This window comes from Bacillus daqingensis, assembly GCF_042654445.1.
GTDB lineage: Bacteria > Bacillota > Bacilli > Bacillales > Salisediminibacteriaceae > Alkalicoccus > Alkalicoccus luteus.
This window is the reverse complement of record NZ_JBHSGK010000013.1, coordinates 187,475-206,327: the sequence shown is the minus strand read 5'-3', so window position 1 is coordinate 206,327 and position 18,853 is coordinate 187,475. Positions and strand designations below refer to the sequence as shown.

Annotated in this window: 17 protein-coding genes and 1 pseudogene; 13 read left to right on the top strand and 5 right to left on the bottom strand. The window is 49.9% G+C overall.

Going from position 1 to position 18,853, the window contains the following annotated elements:
* Positions 1 to 10: 10 nt before the first annotated feature.
* Positions 11 to 523, bottom strand: coding sequence for a hypothetical protein (locus ACFO4L_RS12255; protein WP_377909964.1), 513 nt, complete (start codon positions 521 to 523; stop codon positions 11 to 13).
* 263 nt (positions 524 to 786) lie between these two features.
* On the opposite strand from ACFO4L_RS12255, the gene ACFO4L_RS12250 reads away from it, so the two are divergent.
* The 4 genes and pseudogenes from ACFO4L_RS12250 (at position 787) to ACFO4L_RS12240 (ending at position 4,376) form a co-directional block, all read left to right on the top strand.
* Positions 787 to 2,412 (top strand): glutathione ABC transporter substrate-binding protein, encoded by a 1,626-nt coding sequence (locus tag ACFO4L_RS12250; RefSeq protein ID WP_377909963.1) that lies wholly within the window; start codon positions 787 to 789, stop codon positions 2,410 to 2,412.
* A 603-nt stretch (positions 2,413 to 3,015) separates the two neighbouring features.
* Positions 3,016 to 3,263 (top strand): annotated as a pseudogene (locus ACFO4L_RS17585) (IS1595 family transposase); the annotation flags it as partial.
* Between the two features lie 147 nt (positions 3,264 to 3,410).
* Positions 3,411 to 3,962: a hypothetical protein gene (locus ACFO4L_RS12245; protein ID WP_377909962.1), complete on the top strand. Its 552-nt coding sequence runs from the start codon at positions 3,411 to 3,413 to the stop codon at positions 3,960 to 3,962.
* Between the two features lie 249 nt (positions 3,963 to 4,211).
* Positions 4,212 to 4,376 (top strand): hypothetical protein, encoded by a 165-nt coding sequence (locus ACFO4L_RS12240; RefSeq protein WP_377909961.1) that lies wholly within the window; start codon positions 4,212 to 4,214, stop codon positions 4,374 to 4,376.
* A gap of 36 nt (positions 4,377 to 4,412) precedes the next feature.
* Here the strand turns inward: ACFO4L_RS12240 and ACFO4L_RS12235 are convergent, their stop codons facing one another.
* The gene (locus tag ACFO4L_RS12235; protein WP_377909960.1) at positions 4,413 to 4,940 is read right to left on the bottom strand and encodes a GNAT family N-acetyltransferase; all 528 of its coding nucleotides are present in this window, start codon (positions 4,938 to 4,940) and stop codon (positions 4,413 to 4,415) included.
* A gap of 140 nt (positions 4,941 to 5,080) precedes the next feature.
* Here ACFO4L_RS12235 and ACFO4L_RS12230 point away from each other — a divergent pair, with 140 nt between their 5' ends.
* The 9 genes from ACFO4L_RS12230 (at position 5,081) to ACFO4L_RS12190 (ending at position 14,687) form a co-directional block, all read left to right on the top strand.
* Positions 5,081 to 6,697 (top strand): glutathione ABC transporter substrate-binding protein, encoded by a 1,617-nt coding sequence (locus ACFO4L_RS12230; RefSeq protein WP_377909959.1) that lies wholly within the window; start codon positions 5,081 to 5,083, stop codon positions 6,695 to 6,697.
* A gap of 65 nt (positions 6,698 to 6,762) precedes the next feature.
* Positions 6,763 to 7,143 (top strand): rhodanese-like domain-containing protein, encoded by a 381-nt coding sequence (locus ACFO4L_RS12225; RefSeq protein WP_377909958.1) that lies wholly within the window; start codon positions 6,763 to 6,765, stop codon positions 7,141 to 7,143.
* Positions 7,144 to 7,331: 188 nt separating this feature from the next.
* On the top strand, positions 7,332 to 7,547 hold the full coding sequence (locus tag ACFO4L_RS12220) for a hypothetical protein (RefSeq protein ID WP_377909957.1): 216 nt from the start codon (positions 7,332 to 7,334) through the stop codon (positions 7,545 to 7,547).
* Positions 7,548 to 7,910: 363 nt separating this feature from the next.
* Positions 7,911 to 8,927, top strand: a complete 1,017-nt coding sequence (locus tag ACFO4L_RS12215) for a LacI family DNA-binding transcriptional regulator (protein WP_377909956.1) — start codon at positions 7,911 to 7,913, stop codon at positions 8,925 to 8,927.
* Positions 8,928 to 9,032: 105 nt separating this feature from the next.
* Complete coding sequence (locus ACFO4L_RS12210; RefSeq protein ID WP_377909955.1) at positions 9,033 to 11,153, top strand: amylo-alpha-1,6-glucosidase; 2,121 nt, start codon at positions 9,033 to 9,035, stop codon at positions 11,151 to 11,153.
* A 21-nt stretch (positions 11,154 to 11,174) separates the two neighbouring features.
* Positions 11,175 to 12,458, top strand: a complete 1,284-nt coding sequence (locus ACFO4L_RS12205; protein WP_377909954.1) for an ABC transporter substrate-binding protein — start codon at positions 11,175 to 11,177, stop codon at positions 12,456 to 12,458.
* A gap of 97 nt (positions 12,459 to 12,555) precedes the next feature.
* Positions 12,556 to 13,455, top strand: a complete 900-nt coding sequence (locus ACFO4L_RS12200) for a carbohydrate ABC transporter permease (protein WP_377909953.1) — start codon at positions 12,556 to 12,558, stop codon at positions 13,453 to 13,455.
* Between the two features lie 15 nt (positions 13,456 to 13,470).
* A complete protein-coding gene (locus ACFO4L_RS12195) occupies positions 13,471 to 14,301 on the top strand; it encodes a carbohydrate ABC transporter permease (protein WP_377909952.1) in 831 nt (276 codons plus the stop codon).
* Positions 14,302 to 14,324: 23 nt separating this feature from the next.
* Entirely contained in the window at positions 14,325 to 14,687 is a 363-nt protein-coding gene (locus ACFO4L_RS12190) for a hypothetical protein (protein ID WP_377909951.1), read from the top strand.
* 255 nt (positions 14,688 to 14,942) lie between these two features.
* On the opposite strand, the gene araA is transcribed toward ACFO4L_RS12190, so the two are convergent.
* From araA to ACFO4L_RS12175, 3 genes are read right to left on the bottom strand one after another with little or no spacing between them, the layout of a single operon-like run.
* Positions 14,943 to 16,400 (bottom strand): L-arabinose isomerase, encoded by a 1,458-nt coding sequence (gene araA, locus ACFO4L_RS12185; RefSeq protein WP_377909950.1) that lies wholly within the window; start codon positions 16,398 to 16,400, stop codon positions 14,943 to 14,945.
* On the bottom strand, positions 16,390 to 18,087 hold the full coding sequence (locus ACFO4L_RS12180; RefSeq protein ID WP_377909949.1) for a ribulokinase: 1,698 nt from the start codon (positions 18,085 to 18,087) through the stop codon (positions 16,390 to 16,392). Before ACFO4L_RS12180 ends, araA begins: the two co-directional genes overlap by 11 nt.
* Positions 18,084 to 18,797, bottom strand: coding sequence for an L-ribulose-5-phosphate 4-epimerase (locus ACFO4L_RS12175; RefSeq protein ID WP_377909948.1), 714 nt, complete (start codon positions 18,795 to 18,797; stop codon positions 18,084 to 18,086). The genes ACFO4L_RS12180 and ACFO4L_RS12175 overlap by 4 nt, the downstream gene beginning before the upstream one ends.
* Positions 18,798 to 18,853 lie beyond the last annotated feature (56 nt).

Here is an 18,853-nt window from a genome sequence, read left to right as displayed (position 1 = left end):
TCCGGAACCTTTAGAGCGCTGATACAATGAATGAAAGAATCGTAAATAGAGCAAAGAGATTCAGGCCTGCAGCGAATCGAATCAGGGCCCGGCGCTGCTGAAAATGAGCCGGACTATTAGCGCCGTCGACTGCTGCTATGTGCGTAAGCTTATGCAGGTTCATCGTGAAAGCCAGCACACCCGCAGCGGTAATGACGGCTCCGAGCGGTACAGGGAGCGTCGAATCCGGCGCTAAACCAGCTGCTGCGACAGCAGCAGCTGTGAAGATGGCAAGCGGATATTGATTCGGCCGCGGTGTCAGATCAACAGCTTCTTTCTCATAGCGCTCCATCTCTTTCTTCAAAGGAAACGGGATGAGTTCCCGCACAAGAACGAAAGCACCGGCTGCGGCACAAAAGGCGAACAGCAGCTGCAGCGACAGCCCTAGTCGTTCAATAAGGAGAACCGTTCCGGCAAGTGCTGTTAGCAGCACCAGATTAAAAACGAGCATTTGTATCGTTCGCAGTTTAACGAGTGCTGACATGAAAATCCCTCTCTGACTGGTCTGTAATAATATCGTAACATAAGATAATCGGTATTTTTTTCCTCTTAAAGGAAGTCAGAACGGAAGTCACACGACACATGAACCAGTTGTACATGTGTATATAAGACGAAAGAAGCTGTTTTCATTTCCATTTCAGGATATCATAGCTAATATTGACATTATTCAGACAGTTTCATATACTAGAAAAATGTTACATATTTAGGAAGAGAGCATAAAATAATAATTCAGGGGAGGAAGACAGCATGAAGAAGTACGCAGGGCTATTAGTCGGGACGTTGATTCTTGCCGGCTGTGCCGGAGAACCGGAGAACACGAATGATCCGGCAGAAAACACTGACGCTGAAAACAATGTGGAAGCCGCAGAAGGAAACGAAGAAGGAGACGGCGAGCGGGTGGAAGAAGATTACCTGCAAATCGGGGTGCAGACAGACCCGGTAGCGCTTGATCCGCATGGAGCGAATGAGAACGTCGCTAACGCAATCAATTCGTCCGTATACGATCGGCTTGTTTACGTAGATGAAGACTTGGAAATCGTGCCTGGGCTTGCTGAAGAATTTGAACAGCTGGATGAAATGACGTGGGAGTTTAACATCCGGGAAGGCATCACGTTCCATGATGGCGAGGAGCTGAACGCCGAGGTCGTGCAAATGAACTTCGAGCGGATTCTCGATGAAGATATCGGATCTCCTGTCGCCTTTATCTTTGACATGATTGAAGAGGTAGAAGTCATCGACGATTACACGGTACAGATGACGACGGACGTTCCGTTTGCGCCGCTTCCGTCCCACCTCGCGCATCCGGGCGGCGGAATTGTGAGCCCGGCTTTAATCGAGGCTTCCTATGAAGAAATGGAAGAAGGCGGCTCGCCATTTAACGCGGCGAATACGCAGGCAGCAGGCACCGGATACTTCCAGCTGGAAGACTATAACTCCGGGGAATACGTCACCTTCAGCCGGAATGAAGACTACTGGAACGGCGAGGCAAATGTCGAAGGTGTCACGTTCCGAATTATTCCGGAGCCGCTGACGCGTATTGGCGAACTGGAAACTGGCGGTATTGATATTTCCGTACCAGTCGTTCCTTCTGACATCGGCCGGGTGGAGCAGGCTGATGGCGTCAACCTGAACGAGCAGCCGAGCTCTATGCTCGCCTATCTCGGCTTTAACACAGACGTTGAGCCGTTTAACGACCCGGAAGTACGACGAGCCATTCACATGGCACTAAACAAGGACGATATCATTGAAGGCGTGCTGAACGGCACCGGTATTAAAGCAGACGGACCGATTGCACCGGAAGTGTTCGGAGCGTCGGAAAACCTGGACGCGCTGGAATACGACCCAGAAGAAGCGGAGCAGATGCTGCGGGATGCCGGCGTGGAGGAAGGTTTTGAAGTAAGTCTTCTCACAAGTGAATCCCAGGATTCTATCGATGCTGCAGAATTGATTCAGGCGCAGCTGAGCGTACTTGGTATCGACGTTTCGATCGAATCGTATGAAATCGGAACATATCTCGAAATGGCTGGCGACGGGGATACCGAAATGTTCTACGGCACGTGGGGCACGGTGACAATGGATGCAGACTACGGCCTCTATGGACCGTTCCATTCCAGTAACGCCGGACCACCGGGTAACCGTTCTTTCATTGAAAATGACGAGCTCGACTCTCTGCTCGAAGCTGGTCGTGAAGCACAGACGGAGGAAGAGCGACTGGAAATTTATGAAGAAGCACAGAACCTGCTTATTGAAGAATCTCCTTACGCATTCCTTTACTACCCAAGCTCGATCTCGGCAGTTACAGACGATGTCGAAGGCTTCTGGCAGTATCCATCCGGATACTACTACCTGAAGGACGTTGAGCTGAACCGCTAAAAAACGAACCGCTCCTCTCATGTGAGGAGCGGTTTCTTAATGAAAGGCTACCTTGAAAATAGCTCGGTCAGACAACTTACATCAAGCTGTTCCACTCTCGGCGAAGGCTTACCCAAGGGCTTGTTCTCGACTAATGTTGGCGAAAGAGCCTGTCGCCAACATGGATTCTCGCACTGCGCTGATCCTTTGGGTGTCCTCGCCTTCGTTCCACAGCGTTCGTGATGTTCCTCTTTCATGGTGCAGATTGTCATTGCATGAGTGTCTCAGTTAAAATTCAGTGTTGAAATCGATAAATAGGAACTTTTGTTCTATAATAGAGGTACTGACTTTTATGAGGAAAGGACCATGGATAAGAATTAATAGTGAAAGCCTTAAAAAACCTTTTGGAAGAAGCAAAGTTGCGAATACGGAATCACAATATGAGCATCTTATCGTTGAACTCTTCCATGGAGCCTTATCTAGAGGAGATTCGAGAGCGAAAACACCATAGAGGGTAGACATACCCGAACTGTCATTCCACAAGCATTGTAAGGTTCGGGGCATATGTATCTAAAGTTGATGATAAAACTCACAAAAAACAGTGATATTAAGTGTAAAGGCTGACGTAAAACCTTTACCGATTTAACTAACAGCCCTCTATATCGAACGTTTCGACTATCAGCATGGGTAAAATTCATTGAATGTATGATTGAGGGCCATTCTCTAAGAAAATCTGCTTCTATGACTCCAAATGTACATTATGTGACTCTATTTTACTGGCTGCACAAAGTTTTGCGTACACTCCAGCTAGTAGCACATCCTTACTTAGAAAGCATCGTAGAAATGGACAAACTTACTTTCTTTACTCTCAAAATAATCCTGTACAGTAAAAGAGTTTTTAGTGAATGGAAGTGCTCTTACTTGCCATGAAACTAATATGACATTAAGACTTTCGGCGTTTCATCACATCTAACTAGTGGAATAATTTAGTAACTAGCGCTATAAAAGGTGGTTGTAACATGAGGTATTTCTATTTGGGGATTATGAGTATGGTTGTTTTAAGTGCTTGTGGAACAAATACTGTGGATGTTGATTCAGCAGATATTGAATTAAATGAAAATAACGATACTACAGAAAATAGTTCTGAAGTTAGTTATCAAGAACCGCCTGCTAATATTGTGCAAGAGAATAAATATGAGATTGCGATATTTGTAGATGAAGAAGAAGGTTTTGAGGGAATTAATGCTAAGTTCACTTATCTAGGTGACAAAGAAGAACTCACTGTTTATCATCCAACCGATACGATTTTTTTATTCAAGCTTATTGATGATGAAAATGTTTTTACTAATATAACCACAGGTGAAGATAATATTGGAAACACTACATTTGTGCCAAAAGAACCTAAGAAAACAACGTTAATTCCAAATCAATTCCCCGATAATATTGAGGAAGGAACATACGACATTGTAGCTACTGCTCATTTTACCTTAGAAGAAAACTATGAAGATGGAGAAAGTGTTTATACTAATGAAATGAATGTCTCCACCACCATCCATATTGTAAACGATTAAATTTACGTTTTATTTATCAGCCTTAGCTATTCATCGATTGAACAGCTAAGGTTTTTATTAAATGAATTTTTTTATTATATCAACACTAAACATTAACATAGCCTAATGAAAAGTGAAGAGGGCCCTGTGATCAGTAAAATAAGCGCTGCGTGCCTTCTCCGATATGCTCTTTTTGGCGGAGAAGGGCTGCTGTACATGAACTGGAAACCCTGCTAAGCTGAGGGAAACGGAGATAAAGGAGCCCTGCCAATGGGAGATCTATTCGGAAACCTGCAGAGCCTGCTGATCCCGGTTCTTCTGATCGCGATGTTTCTCGTTTATGCGAGCACCGCGTCGAAACGGAACGATCACATGCGTGACGTGGAACGACGGGCAAAGGAAGCAGAAGAAAAAGAAAAGCATCGTCACGACTAAACCAGAGCTCCGGAATCAGCGGGAGCTCTGGTTTTTTTACAGTTGAAACGCAGCGGGATACCGAATGGTGCCTGACTGAAGCGTTCCTGGTTCAAGCTCCATGGCCATCAACGCCTCATCCGGTACATCAAACGGAGCGCGGACGCCAAATCCGGAGGCCGGCTGAAAGCCAAACCGCGGGTAATAGCCAGGATGTCCAAGCACGATCACAGAGGGATATCCGGCCGATGCAGCGCGCTGAAGGGCATCATGTATTAAAGCACTGCCAATGCCGCGCCCCTGAAGCTCCGGCAGCACGGAAACAGGGGCCAGGGCCAGTGACGGGATCCGCGTTTGATCCGTTTGCTCAATGTCGATTCGGGAAAGCATAATATGACCGGCAATGGTTCCGTTTAGGAAAGCCGAAAGGGCAAGCTCCGGTATATAAGTCTCGGACTGGCGAATGCGTTTCACCAGTTCATGCTCAGTCTGATCACTCATTTCTTCTTTTTGAAACGCCTCTGCAATCACGTTTTCGATTGTTTCCATATCTGCGCGAGTTTCTTGCCTGATCTGTATATCCACCTATACATCCTCCTTTTTTTATCCAGCATAGCACAGATGCAATCAACTCAGTTGACACGTCAGGGAAGCTTTTCTATACTAATAAAAGTCCATAAAGCCGATATAGTTTGTCGGTTTAGAGTGAGAAGGGGGAAATGAACGTGAAAAAGTATGCAGCACTGATGATTGGTGCCGGTTTGCTGGCCGCTTGTGCAGGGGAGCCGGAGGAAGGGTTAAACAACGGGAATAACGGTGAAGAGCCGTCAAATAATAACGAAGCACCGGAAGCAGAGGGGGAGCGGATTGAGGAGGACTACCTGCAGGTTGGTGTGGCATCTGACCCGGTAGCACTGGATCCGCACGGTGCGAACGAGAACGTATCCAATTCAATTAACGCGACAATTTACGACCGCCTCGTTTTTATGAATGAAGACCTGGAGCTGGAACCGTGGCTCGCGGAAAGCTATGAGCAGGTTGAGGATACGGTGTGGGAATTTGAGATCCGTGAAGGCGTGACGTTTCATGACGGCGAAGAGCTGGACGCTGAAATCGTAAAAATGAATTTTGACCGGATTTTAGATGAGGATATCGCATCACCGGTCTCGTTTATTTTCAGCATGATTGAAGAAGTGGAAGTAGTCGATGAGTATACGGTACGCATGCATACGGATGCGCCGTTCGCGGCGCTCCCGTCTCATTTGGCGCATCCTGGCGGCGGCATTGTCAGCCCCAACATGATCGAAGCTTCCTACGAAGAACTGGAGGCAGGCGGCAACCCATTTGACGTGGCTGATGAGGAAGCCGCAGGCACTGGCTATTTCCAGCTGGAAGACTACGTATCCGGCGATTATGTGACCCTCGCAAGAAATGACGACTATTGGGAAGAGCCTGCAAATGTCGAAGGTGTTTCCTTCCAGGTGGTACCGGAAAGTCTGACGCGGATCGGCGAGCTGGAAACGGGTGGTCTTGACGTCATTTATCCGGTAAATCCACAGGATATGGAACGACTAGAAGAAGCAGAAGGCGTTGGTACGTATGAGCAAAACAGTGTCCGCATGGCTTATCTCGGCTTCAATACAGAAGCGGAGCCATTTGATGATGCTGATGTGCGCCGCGCTATTTACATGGCACTGAATAAAGAGGACATCGTAGAAGGCGTGCTTGACGGTGCCGGCATCACAGCAGAAGGTCCGCTGGCACCTGACGTGTTCGGCTATTCTGACAGCATTGAAGCTCCGGCATACGACCCGGAACAAGCACAGCAGTTGCTTGAAGAAGCTGGCTACGGCGACGGGCTGGAAGTCACGCTCGTCACAAACGATGACCGCGAAAACGAAGATGCCGCTGCCTTGATACAGGCACAGCTTTCACAGATCGGCGTTGACGTATCGATTGAGTCGTATGAGCAGGGCACCTACCTGGAGCTTGCCGGACAGGGAGACACAGAGCTGTTTCTCGGCAGCTGGGGGACGGTAACGCTTGACGCGGACTACGGCATGTACGCTCTTTATCACTCGAGCAATGCCGGTACGTCCGGAAACAGGGCCTTTTACGAAAACGATGAAATCGATGCGCTCTTAACAGAAGCACGTCAGGAAAGCGACGAGGACGCCCGCTTTGCGCTTTATGAAGAAGCTCAGGAGATTCTTGCAGATGAACTTCCTTACGGCTATTTATATTACCCGGATCTTGTAACGGGACTCTCCGACGATGTAGAAGGGTATTTCCAGTATCCGGCAAGCTTCTACTACTTGCGTGATGTGGAATTAAACCGCTGATCGTTTACAGGAGACACTAATCAGCGTTAAAATAAGCAGAGAATGAGCGAGAAGGAGTGAAGTCGATGAGCTACGAACAGGACGGCATCAAGCAGGTTGATAAAGAGGAACTAAAGCAGATTCTGGAGCAGAAAAGTCCGAATCAGATCGTTATTGACGTTCGGGAGCCGGAGGAATACACGAAGCGCCACATTCCCGGCGTGCCGCTGCTGCCGATGATGTCGATTCCAGAGCTTGCGGACGGAATCGATAAAGAAAAAGAGTATGTGTTCGTCTGCCGCAGCGGCAATCGCTCGCAGAAGGTTTCCTTGTTTTTAAAAGGACAGGGCTACGAGAACGTCGCAAACTATGAAGGCGGCATGCTGGAGTGGGACGGCGATGAAGCAGACGGTGACGAAGTACACTTGCAGTCCGTAGACGAACTAAAAAGCTGGAGAAACAGCTGAATCGGGTTTGATGAGCAGCCTTTCGCATGAGCGGGAGGCTGCTTTTTTAAGAGAATTCAGAACGTACGTGCTCCTGTATAAAAGCTGAACATGGGTGTACAAATGTTTTACAAAAAACAGCAGATCATGGTATACTTAGACTACTTATTGAGGGTGCCGAACTAAAAGGCAGACGAGGAGGCGGATTCGTGGATATTAGACAGATCGAATCACTTTATCAAAGCGGAGAGTACGAATTGAAGTTGAATATTGACGAATCTGCCAGTGGTTCTCCGCTATTCTACGTGCATTTAATCCCGATTGAAGAAGGAAGGCCGAAAAAACTGTACATAACGGAAAAGGAAACTGTCTATAAAGCAGTTCAGCATATTGTCAGACGCTCGAAACGAGGGCTGACTGACTGAGGCAGAAAACCAGCGAGGCAGAAGCCTTTCTGGTTTTTTGTTTGAATGCTGTTTAGTAAGCGGGTGAAAGTTATCAAGCTGCGGCTGAACCTAATCATTTGCCGGCCGGAAGTTTTCATCCTCGCTATCAAACGTTTCATCCTCAGCGGGCAGCTTATCACGGTTATCATCCGGCGTACGCTATAACGAAAATCTTATCATTTGCCGTGGAGATGTTTTCGAACTTTGCTGCAAGTTTATATAGTGGCTACGGCGAGGCTGTTAATCGATTCTCATACTGTTTTTCTAAAAAAACCTTGCAAGCCCTTTCATGTTGTGACATAATCGAACACAAGTTATCCAAAACGTTTCGGGAGGTGAATGATGGCCACGATAAAAGATATTGCAAAAGAGGCAGGCGTTTCTGTCACAACGGTTTCCCGAGCGTTAAACGGGTATTCCGATGTCAGTGAAAAAACGAGGAAACGAATCGAAGAAACAGCTGAACGGCTCAATTATTCACCGAACAGCCTGGCGCGAAGCTTAGTGATGAACAAGTCTCGCACCATCGGGCTGCTCGTTTCAGAGCTGAACAGGTCCGGTGCAAAGGATATGTTTACGTTTGAAGTCATGTGCGGTATTAACGATTCAGCGTCTGACATTGGCTATGATTTAATTTTGATCAGTACGAACCCGGATAAGCAGCAGCAGAAAAGCTATTCACAGCTGTGCCGGGAGCGTCAGGTGGAAGGCGTCATCATGCAGGGAATCAAGCTCGATGACCCGTACATTCAGGATGTGCTGAACAGCAGTATTCCGTGCGTGCTAGTCGATGTGGAAGTAGAAGCGGATAACGTGGGCTACGTGACGACAGATAACGTCTTTGGTGCCCAGATGGCGGTGAAGCATCTTTTAAATCTCGGACATACCCGGATTGCGATGATGAACGGCCACGACCAGGCACACGTCAGTATGAAGCGGCGCAAAGGATATGAACGTGAGCTGAATGATGCTGGTATCAACGTAAAGGACGAATATGTGCTTAACGGCGAATTTCTCGAGCCTGCTGCAGAAACAGAAGCCTATACATTTTTGCAGCAGCATCCAGAAGTAACGGCTATGTTTTGTGCCAGTGACTTGATGGCGCTCGGTGTGATGAGAGCCGCCGCAAGACTGAATCTGCGCGTCCCGGAGGATTTATCCATCGTAGGCTTTGATAACATTGTTCTCTCGGAATATGCGTCCCCGCCGCTGACCACGATCAGCCAGGATAAATATCAAATGGGCTATGAAGCCGCAAAACTGCTGACATCCATGCTCGCCAAATCTGACGGTGCGAGAAAGGCAGTTTTAGACAATCAATTAATCGTCAGAGAAACGACAGCTCCTGCTCCATCATAAGGAGCTGCTATCTTGTACATAAATCCGAAACGTTTCGGATTATTTTTCGAACTATTATCCAAAACGTTTCGGACCATTTCTATAACTTGCTGGAGGTTGTTGTTCATGAATTATAGGGTCATCAAAGAAAACGATTTGTTTTTCCTGACAGATGAAAGCGGAGATATCCCGAAAGATCACCCGTATGGTCCTGGATTATATGCAAAGGATACACGCTTTTTAAGCAGCTACAGTTTAAAAATCAATGGCGAGAAACCGATTTTGCTCTCGTCCACCGCAGATGATGCTTATCACGCCACAATGCTGCTGACAAATCCTCATATGGAAGACGAGGATGGAGTGACGCTTTGGCGTGAATCTATTGAACTGAAGCGTGAACGGTTTATTTATAATGACGTACTGTATGAGCGGATTACGGCCCGGAACTACAATCCGTCAGCTGCACAATTCACGGTCAGTTTGCAGCTTGATGCAGATTTTCACGACATGTTTATCGTCCGTGGCTTTCAGCATGGCAAAACAGGTCAAAAACGTCCGCCGATTTTAGCTCCTAACAGCCTGACGCTTCGCTATCTTGGAGCAGATCACGTGGAGCGGAGCACAAAAGCCACGTGGAAGCCGGATGCGTCTTCAGTATCGGAAAAAGGAGAAGTCGTTTTCTCATGCAGCTTGGAGCACGACGAAGCCGAAGTAATCGACGTGCAAATTGCACCGTCGCTAAAGCAGGAAGAGACAAGGACGCTCGCTTTTGACGAGGCGCTTGAGCGATTGCGCGAGCAGTATAAAGACTGGAAAACGAATACGACAACTGTGAAGACCGATCACGCTCCGCTGCAGCGGCTGATCGACCGTGGGCTGACGGATCTGCGCGTGCTGTTAACAGATTTGGGTCACGGTGCCTTTCCGGTAGCGGGCCTGCCATGGTTTGCTGTTCCGTTTGGACGAGACAGCCTGATCGCCGCCCTGCAAATGCTCCCATTCAATCCCTCGATTGCAAAAGGAACGTTGTGCACGATGGCTGCTGAGCAAGGCACAAAGAAAGACAGCTGGTGGGATGAGGAACCGGGTAAAATCATGCACGAAATCCGGTTTGGTGAACTGGCGAATACCGGCCAGATACCGTTTACTCCTTATTACGGAACGATCGATGCGACGCCTCTTTTCCTAGTTCTGCTGAGCGAGTATATGAAATGGACCGGGGACACGGCCCTGTTTGAGGAGCTGGAGCAAAACGTGGAAGCCGCGCTCGACTGGATCGATCACTACGGGGACCGGGATGGTGATGGCTTTGTCGAGTACCATCAGGAAGCTGCAAAAGGGATTGCCAACCAAGGCTGGAAGGATTCCGGTGACTCGATCGTCCATCGAACTGGTGAGCTTGGAGAAACACCCATCGCGCTTTCCGAAGTACAGGGCTACGTGTACCAGGCAAAAACGAGTATAGCAGCGGTGTATGAGCAAAAAGGCAAGACGGAGAAGGCAGAAGTCCTTCGCAGCGAGGCCGAGAAATTGAAACACCGCTTTGACGAACATTTCTGGATAGAGGAATTGGGTTATTATGCGCTCGCACTCGACAAGCAGAAGCAGCAGGTGGGAACCATCACCTCCAATCCAGGTCATGTCTTAATGTCCGGGATGCTTGACGAGGAGCGAGCACGACTTGTCAGCGGCATGCTGACGTCTGAAAAAATGTACTCCGGCTACGGCATCCGGACGATGGGGCGGGGAGAAGCAGGCTACAACCCGATCAGCTACCATAACGGCACGGTGTGGCCGCACGATAACAGTCTGATCATCCTCGGCATGAGCCGAACAGGCAACAAAGAAGCTGCTGCAAAAGCAATGAGCGGCTTAATCGCCTCAGCCGATTCCTTTGAATATGACCGGCTCCCGGAATTGTTCTGCGGCTATGAAGCTAAAGGCAAAGCGGTGAAATATCCGGTTGCCTGCTCGCCGCAGGCATGGGCAGCAGGGACGCCGCTGCTGTTCGTACAGGCGATGCTGGGACTTTTTCCTAATACTGCAGCAGGCACGATCACGCTGGATCCGCTCCTTCCTGAAGGAGTAAATCAGCTTACGATAAACGACATGAAAATCGGTGATGGCCATTTGAGCTTTGAGGTTCAACGGCAAGCGTCCAATTTCAGCGTGACGATCAACGAAAACACGACAGGCTGTGACATTGTGAAATCAGAAAAAGATCAGCAGGCAACTCGTTCACTCTAAAACTGAAAGGGGAAGATGAGGATGAAAAAAATGCGATGGAGCAACAAGGCTTGGTTGGCAGGAGCAGGATTGGTTTCAGTGGGGCTGCTTGCCGCATGCGGCGGCGATAATGACGGCAGTGAAGCGGCAGGTAACGGCGGTGATGAAAACAATGGGGAGCAGGAAGAGGTCACGGTCCGTCTTACCGGCTGGCAGTCCTCGCCAACAGAGCAGCGCTATTTTGAAGAAACAATTGCAGCGTTCGAAGAAGAATACCCGCATATTACGGTAGAAGTGGATACGATTGCAGATCAGTACATGGATGTTCTTCGTACGAGGCTGATCGGCGGTGAAGCAGCGGACGTCTTTTTCCTCGATGCGTTTGAGGCGCCGGGGCTGATAGATGCAGGCGTACTGGAGCCGCTGGAAGGATATGTAACAGATGAATTTAATATCGATGACTTTGAAGAACCGTTAATCGATGCGTTCCGTCGGGATGATGAGCTTTGGGGACTGCCGAAGGACACCTCGACGCTCGCGCTTTTTTACAACAAAGAGCATTTTGAAGAAGCCGGCATCGACAACCCGCCGGAAACGTGGGATGAAATGGAAGAAATTGCAGCGGAGCTGACAACAGAAGACCGCTATGGCTTCGGGATCGTGACAGACTTGGCACGTCTTTACTTTATCGCGGAATCGCTTGGCGGCGATGTGGTGCAGGACAACATGGCTAACTTTACCGATCCCGCTGTGATTGAGGCTCTGCAGCCGATCGTGGATATGCGTAATGAATCCGAAATCGGTGCCTCGCCGGCTGACATCGGTGCAGAGTGGGGCGGCGATATGTTCGGTACGGGCCGAGCTTCTATGATTCTCGAAGGGAACTGGATGATTGAATTTATGGAAGACGCGTTCCCGGAAGTCGATTACGGCGTGGTGGAAGTACCGGTGATCGAAGACGAGCGGTCCACGATGGCGTATACCGTGTCGTACTCCATGAACGCAGAGTCAGAAGTAAAAGAGGAAGCGTGGCAGCTGATTGAGTTTCTGACTGGCGAAGACGGCATGGAAATATGGACATCAAGCGGCCTGGCGCTTCCTTCCAGGCAGTCCGTAGCAGAACAGCTTGATTATGCAGACGATGATATATATGAGCCGTTTATTGAAGGGGCAAGCTACGCGACAGTCTGGGCAGACGATACGAATCTGCCTATCATCAATTCCAACTTTGAAAACCAGTTCTCAAGCACGTTCCTGGGCGAGCAGACGCTGCAGGAAGCGATGGAAGAAGCAGAGCGAACAGCCAATAACGAAATCGATAATTAACGAATCGCCTGGCAGGCCGGGAGTCTACGCTCCCGGTCCAAATGGGCGGAAAAGAATGACATACTGAGTGGTTTAGTCATAGAAAGGGGTTCTTATCATGGGGAAGTGGAAGCTTTCAAAAAGCCAGCTGAGAGATGCCGGTCAGGGCTATTTGTTTATGTCCCCCACCATCTTTACGATCGTCGTTTTTTTAATTGGACCGATCTTGTTCGCGCTGTACCTGGCGTTTAATAATGTATCCCTTCTCGGAGGAACTAATCTAGATTTTGTCGGCTTTGATAACTTTACAAGAATGGTTCAGGACGACCGAGCCATCATCGCCTTACAAAATACAGCTTTTTACGTCGTGATTGTGGTGCCGACGCAGACGATCCTTGCCTTGGTTCTTGCTGCGACGCTGAATGCAGGAATGAAGGGAGAGAGATGGTTCAGAGTTATTTATTTCCTGCCGACTTTGACCTCGTCTGCCGTACTCGTCATGATTTTCATGTGGATGTACCGTCCGGACGGGCTGGTGAACTCGATGCTTGGTTCTGTCGGTCTTCCTACATATAACTGGATCAATGATCCAAGCGTTGCGCTTATATCGATTATGATTATGAACATTTGGGCGACGGCACCGATGTTTATGGTGATCTACCTGGCAGCGCTTCAGGATATATCAGAGTCGCTTTACGAGGCTTCGGAGCTTGATGGAGCTGGACCGATTCAGAAATTCTGGTATGTCACTGTTCCGCTGCTGCGCCCGGTGACCGGATTTGTCGTCATCATCGGTGTTATCGGAACGTTCCAGCTGTTTGACCAGTCCTACATGTTCTCCGGAGGCTCTGGCGGACCGAACAACTCAACGCTCACGGTCGTCCTGCTGATTTATCAGTATGCGTTCTCGAACAACCAAATGGGCTACGCAGCAGCATTGGCTGTATCACTTGCACTCATCATCCTGGCAGCTACGCTGATTCAGCGAAAGCTGCAAAAGGATGAACAGGTTTATTAAAGGAGGGACCCCAGCATGCAGAAAAAGAAAACGAACATCCTAAAGCCGTTTCTCTACATCCTGCTGATCAGCTATGCGTTTATCACGCTGCTGCCGTTCGCGTGGGCCCTGTCAGCGTCGTTTAAGCCGTTGAACGAAATCTTGTCAGCCGGACTGAATATATTCCCGGAGAACTTTACGTTTGATAACTACGTGACGATTTTTACCGAGCAGGCGCTCTTCCCGCGCTGGCTGTTAAACAGTGTGATTGTCGCGGTCGTTGGGACAGCGTTGAATCTGGTATTTAACTCGATGGCAGGATACGCGCTCGCACGTGTCAGTTTCCCGGGCCGCACTGCCTGGTTCGTAATCGTGCTCGCTGTTCTGATGATTCCGGCTCAGGTGACAATGATTCCGAACTTCCTTATTTTGCGGGAGCTAGGCTGGCTGAACAGCTACCAGGGATTAATCGTTCCTGGCATGATTAATGCCACGTTCATTTTCATGATGCGCCAGTTTTTCGTTAACTTCCCGAAAGAAGTAGAAGAAGCCGCCGCGATCGACGGACTGAGCCGTATCGGGACGTTTTTCCGGATCGTTATGCCAATGGCGAAGCCGGCGCTTGGTGCAATGGCGATCTTCGTATTCATGGGTTTCTGGAACAACTTTATGGCACCGCTCATTATTATGACTGATGCCTCCATGTATACGCTGCCGGTCGGCTTAAATGCCTTCCAGTCTGACTATGCGACCTACTGGAACTACATCATGGCAGCCTCCATGGTCTTTACGCTGCCTGTTTTGATCCTGTATTTATTCTTTAATAAATACTTCCTTAAAGGCTTGTCCTTCAGAGGAGATAAATAAAGGGAGGAAAGCCGTTCTGCTTTGTGCAGAGCGGTTTTTTTGCGGCGGGGGATGGGGGATCGAATGAGGTAAAGTTATCAAGCTGCGGCGGAAACTTTTCATTTGAGGGCTGGAAGTTTTCATTCTCGCCCTCAAACGTTTCATTTTCAGCAGTCAACTTATCATTGTTATCAAACGGCGTGCGCTATAACGAAAAACGTATCATTTGCCAAGATGAAGATTTCATTTCAAATCGAAAGTTATCATTTGAAGAAAAACATGACGGCTTGAATCGGCCGAATGAAAATGAATACGCAGCGATGCACCGCTTCGCTGCGTGTATTCGTTTGTTTGAGGTTACTGAAACGGTTTTACCAAAGGCAGGCGCAGCCTGCAGAGGTCGATAACGGGGTTGACCTTTCAAGAAAGTATTCAACTTCTGCGGCTAACGTATTAACCTCGCCTGTCATTTATTCAACTTTTCCTTAAAAAGCTTCAACAACGTATGGCAACTGTTTACGAGCTTCAACTTGAACCTGCTATAACGAATAAACGTTCATTTGGACCAGTCAAATGATCAACTTGCTACTCAATACCATCAACTTTTCCGCACCCCCCTCGACGTCAAAAAAGCAGCCGGCAGGGGGAGCCGGCTGTCTCTGCTAAAGCTGCTTTAGCATCTGGCGGAACGTAAAGAGATCCGTGTTCGCGTCGATGCTGACGAATTCGATGCCGAGTGCGTCGGCGAGGTCAGCTGCCTGGTGCCTCGTCGCACTGAATGAGAGCACGGTATGATGCGCGCCGCCGGCATAAATCCAGGCCTCAGCAGAGGTGCGGAAGTCCGGCTTCGGCTCCCAAAGAACTTTGGCTACCGGGAGCTCCGGCGTGCTTTCCGGAACGCGGACGGCCGTCACGTCGTTTGCAATCATGCGGAAGCGGCCGCCCATATCGACGATGCTGACGTTAACCGCCTCGCCTTCAATGCCGTCAAAAATGAGCCGGGCAGGATCGTTTTTACCGCCAATGCCAAGCGGGTGAACGGCGATATCAGGGGTATTTGCAGCGATTGTCGGGCACACTTCCAGCATGTGCGAGCCCAGAACCTGCGTGCCTTCCGGCGTAAAGTGGTACGTATAGTCTTCCATGAAGCTTGTCCGGTCGTTGCCGGTCATCGTTTTCATCATGCGCAGAAGAGCGGCTGTTTTCCAATCACCCTCACCGGCAAAGCCGTAGCCTTTCTCCATTAAGCGCTGGACGGCCAGGCCGGGAAGCTGAGGCACGCCGTGCAAATCTTCAAAGGTTGTTGTAAACGCATGATAGCCGTTTTCGGTCAGCATGGCTTCGATGCCAAGCTCGATTTTCGCCTGCTCCCAGACCGATTGCCGGAAAGATGCATCATCTGACTTGGCTGCCGGAATCGAATAGCGGTCGCTGTATTCATCAAAGCGCGCCTGAATGTCCTGCTCTGAAAAACGGTCTGCAGCATCCGCGATATCACCGATGCCGTAGCCGTCTACGGTCCAGCCGAAATCTTTCTGCGCCTGAACCTTGTCACCTTCTGTGACGGCGACCCCGCGCATATTATCGCCGATGCGCAGCACCTTCAGCTGACGGCTTTCCTGCACGGCCGTCATCGTCCGCATCCAGGACGCAATGTCCTGCTGAATCGCCTCATGCTTCCAGTGGCCTGCAATGACGCGACGGTTCAGTCCGAGGCGCGTGCAAATAAAGCCGAATTCCCGATCGCCGTGCGCAGACTGATTCAGGTTCATAAAGTCCATATCAATCGACTGCCATGGGATCTGTTCATGGTGCTGGGTATGAAAATGAAGCATTGGCTTGCCGAGCTCCATCAGTCCCTGAATCCAGCGCTTGGCTGGAGAGAAGGTGTGCATCCATACAATCACGCCGGCACAGCTTTCGTGCTCGTTTGCCTCGCGAATTGCTCGCGTAATCTCTTGCTCAGTCGTCACGAGCGCGTGCGCTTTAACAGGGAAGGGGAGTGTCTCTGTCAGATGACCAGCGACTTCGTTCGCCTGACTGTTCACCTGATCGAGTGTTTCGGGACCGTATAGGTGCTGACTACCTGTTAACATCCAAAATTCACTGTTACCGTTCAATGCTGCCACCGCCTGCTGGTTCTGTCGTTTGTGTTTTCGTTCGTCCGCGCAGCAGATTCTTCATAAGGCTGCTGCTGCGTCCGAAATAATCGTGCAGTTCTTTATAAGCGCTGTACAAATCACGGTAAGCATCGCGCTTCTCGAGTGACGGCTGATACACGTCATCTTTTACTCGTGCCATGCGTGCTGCCGCATCGGTGATGGTTGCAAACCCGCCGTTTTCTTCACCGGCGGCGACTGCTGCAAACATAGCGGAGCCGAGTGCCGGCGTCTGTACGGAATCAGCTGTATAAATCGGCCGTTCTGTTACATCCGCGTATATTTGCATAAGCAGCGGGTTTTTCCGGGGAAGTCCGCCGCAGGCATATAAATCGTTCACCGGCACACCGGACTGATGCAAGGTTTCTACGATCTGCTTGGTTCCGAAGGCGGTTGCCTCGAGCAGGGCGCGGTATAGCTCTTCCGGTTTCGTCTGAAGGGTCATACCGATAAACAAGCCGGAAAGCTGGGTATCAACGAGCGTGGAGCGGTTGCCGTTCCACCAGTCTAGCGCGACAAGGCCGCTTTCACCGGGCTCAAGCTTTGCTGCTTTTTCTGTCAGCAGCTCATGAATCGACAGGCCTTTTTCTTCAGCTTCCTCGGTGAGGGAGGCTGGCACACACGTATCAACAAACCAGGCGAAAATGTCTCCAACTGCCGACTGGCCGGCTTCGTAGCCGTAGTAGCCGGGTAAAATGCCGTCTTCCACAACCCCGCAGATTCCCTCCGCATATCTCTCCTCTTTTCCAAGCAGCATATGACAGATCGAGGTTCCCATCGCCATCACCATGCTGCCTTCTTTTACAACGCCGACTGCGGGGACAGAAACGTGCGCATCGACATTGGCGACAGCAACCGGCGAGCCCTCCGGAAGGCCTGTTCTTTCTGCGGCAGAGGCGGTGATCGAGCCGGCTTTCGCGCCTGGCGGAAGAATCGGCCCCTTCAATTTCCCGGAGACAAGGTTTTCAAGCTTTGGATGAACGGATGCGAAAAACGAATCAGGCGGGAAGCCTTCTTCTTTATGCCAAGCGGCTTTATAACCGGCCGTGCAGCTGTTGCGTGTAAAGGTGCCGGTAAGCTGGGAAATGACCCAGTCAGCAGCTTCCACAAATTTATCTGCCTGGTCATAAATGTGAGGTGCTTCGTCCGCAATTTGATAGGCTTTCGCGAGCATCCATTCAGACGACAGCTTGCCGCCAAAGCGGTTAATAAAGTCTTCTCCCAATTCCGCTGCACGTTCATTCAACCGGTCTGCATGCGGCTGGGCAGCATGGTGCTTCCAGAGCTTCACCCAGCTGTGCGGATCGTTCTTATAAGCTTCCTTCAAGCAGAGCGGCTGATCGTGTTCATCTACCGGGAGCATCGTGCAGGCGGTAAAATCAATACCTATGCCGGCAACCTCATTAGGGTCGGCGTCCGCAGCTTGGATAACAGCGGGAACGGACGTATACAGTACATCCAAATAATCCTGCGGATGCTGCAGCGCCCATTCATGACCAAGCTTCGTGCCGTCCGGAAGCGCTGTATCCATCACGCCGTGAGCATATGGTGTTACGTGCTCCGAAAGCTCTTGGCCATCCTCCAGGGAGACGAGGACGGCTCTTCCTGATTCCGTTCCAAAATCGACGCCTATTGCATATTTTTTCATCGGCTTTCCTCCTTTCCAGTCTGCCCGTAATAGGCATGACTGCCGTGTTTTCGTGAGAAATGCTTGTTGAGCAGCTCGGGCGATATGCCGGACACATCCGGCTGAAGCGCTTTTGTTCGCGAGCCCATTTTGGCCGTTTCCTCAAGTACGACGGCATGATAGACGGCATCAGCCGGACTCGCTCCCCACGTAAACGGTGCGTGACCGTGAACAAAGACAGCTGGAACCTCCAGCGGGGAAATTCCGTTTGCTTCAAATGTTTCCGCAATCACGTTTCCGGTCGCAAGCTCATAATCGCCGCTGATTTCAGCAGCGGTCATAGGTCTCGTACATGGCACGGCTCCATTAAAGTAATCGGCATGAGTCGTACCGAAGACGGGCAGGTCCATGCCGGCCTGTGACCAGCTGGTGGCCCACGGCGAGTGGGTATGTACGATGCCGGCAATGCCGGGAAAGCGGCGGTACAGCTCCAGATGGGTCGGGGTATCAGACGACGGACGGAGTTCGCCTTCAACGGTGCGGCCGTCAAGATTCACCACGACCATCTGTTCAGCCGTCAATTCGTCATAGCTTACCCCACTCGGCTTTATTACCATCAGCTTCGATTCCTCATCAAAACCGCTTGCATTTCCCCACGTAAACGTCACGAGTTCATGGCGGGGGAGGGCGAGGTTTGCTTCGAGCACCTCCTGTTTCAACAGTTCAAGCACGACGCTTCCTCCTTTCGTTTGCTAAAAGATTCAGCCGGCTGCAGTTGCTTTCGCAC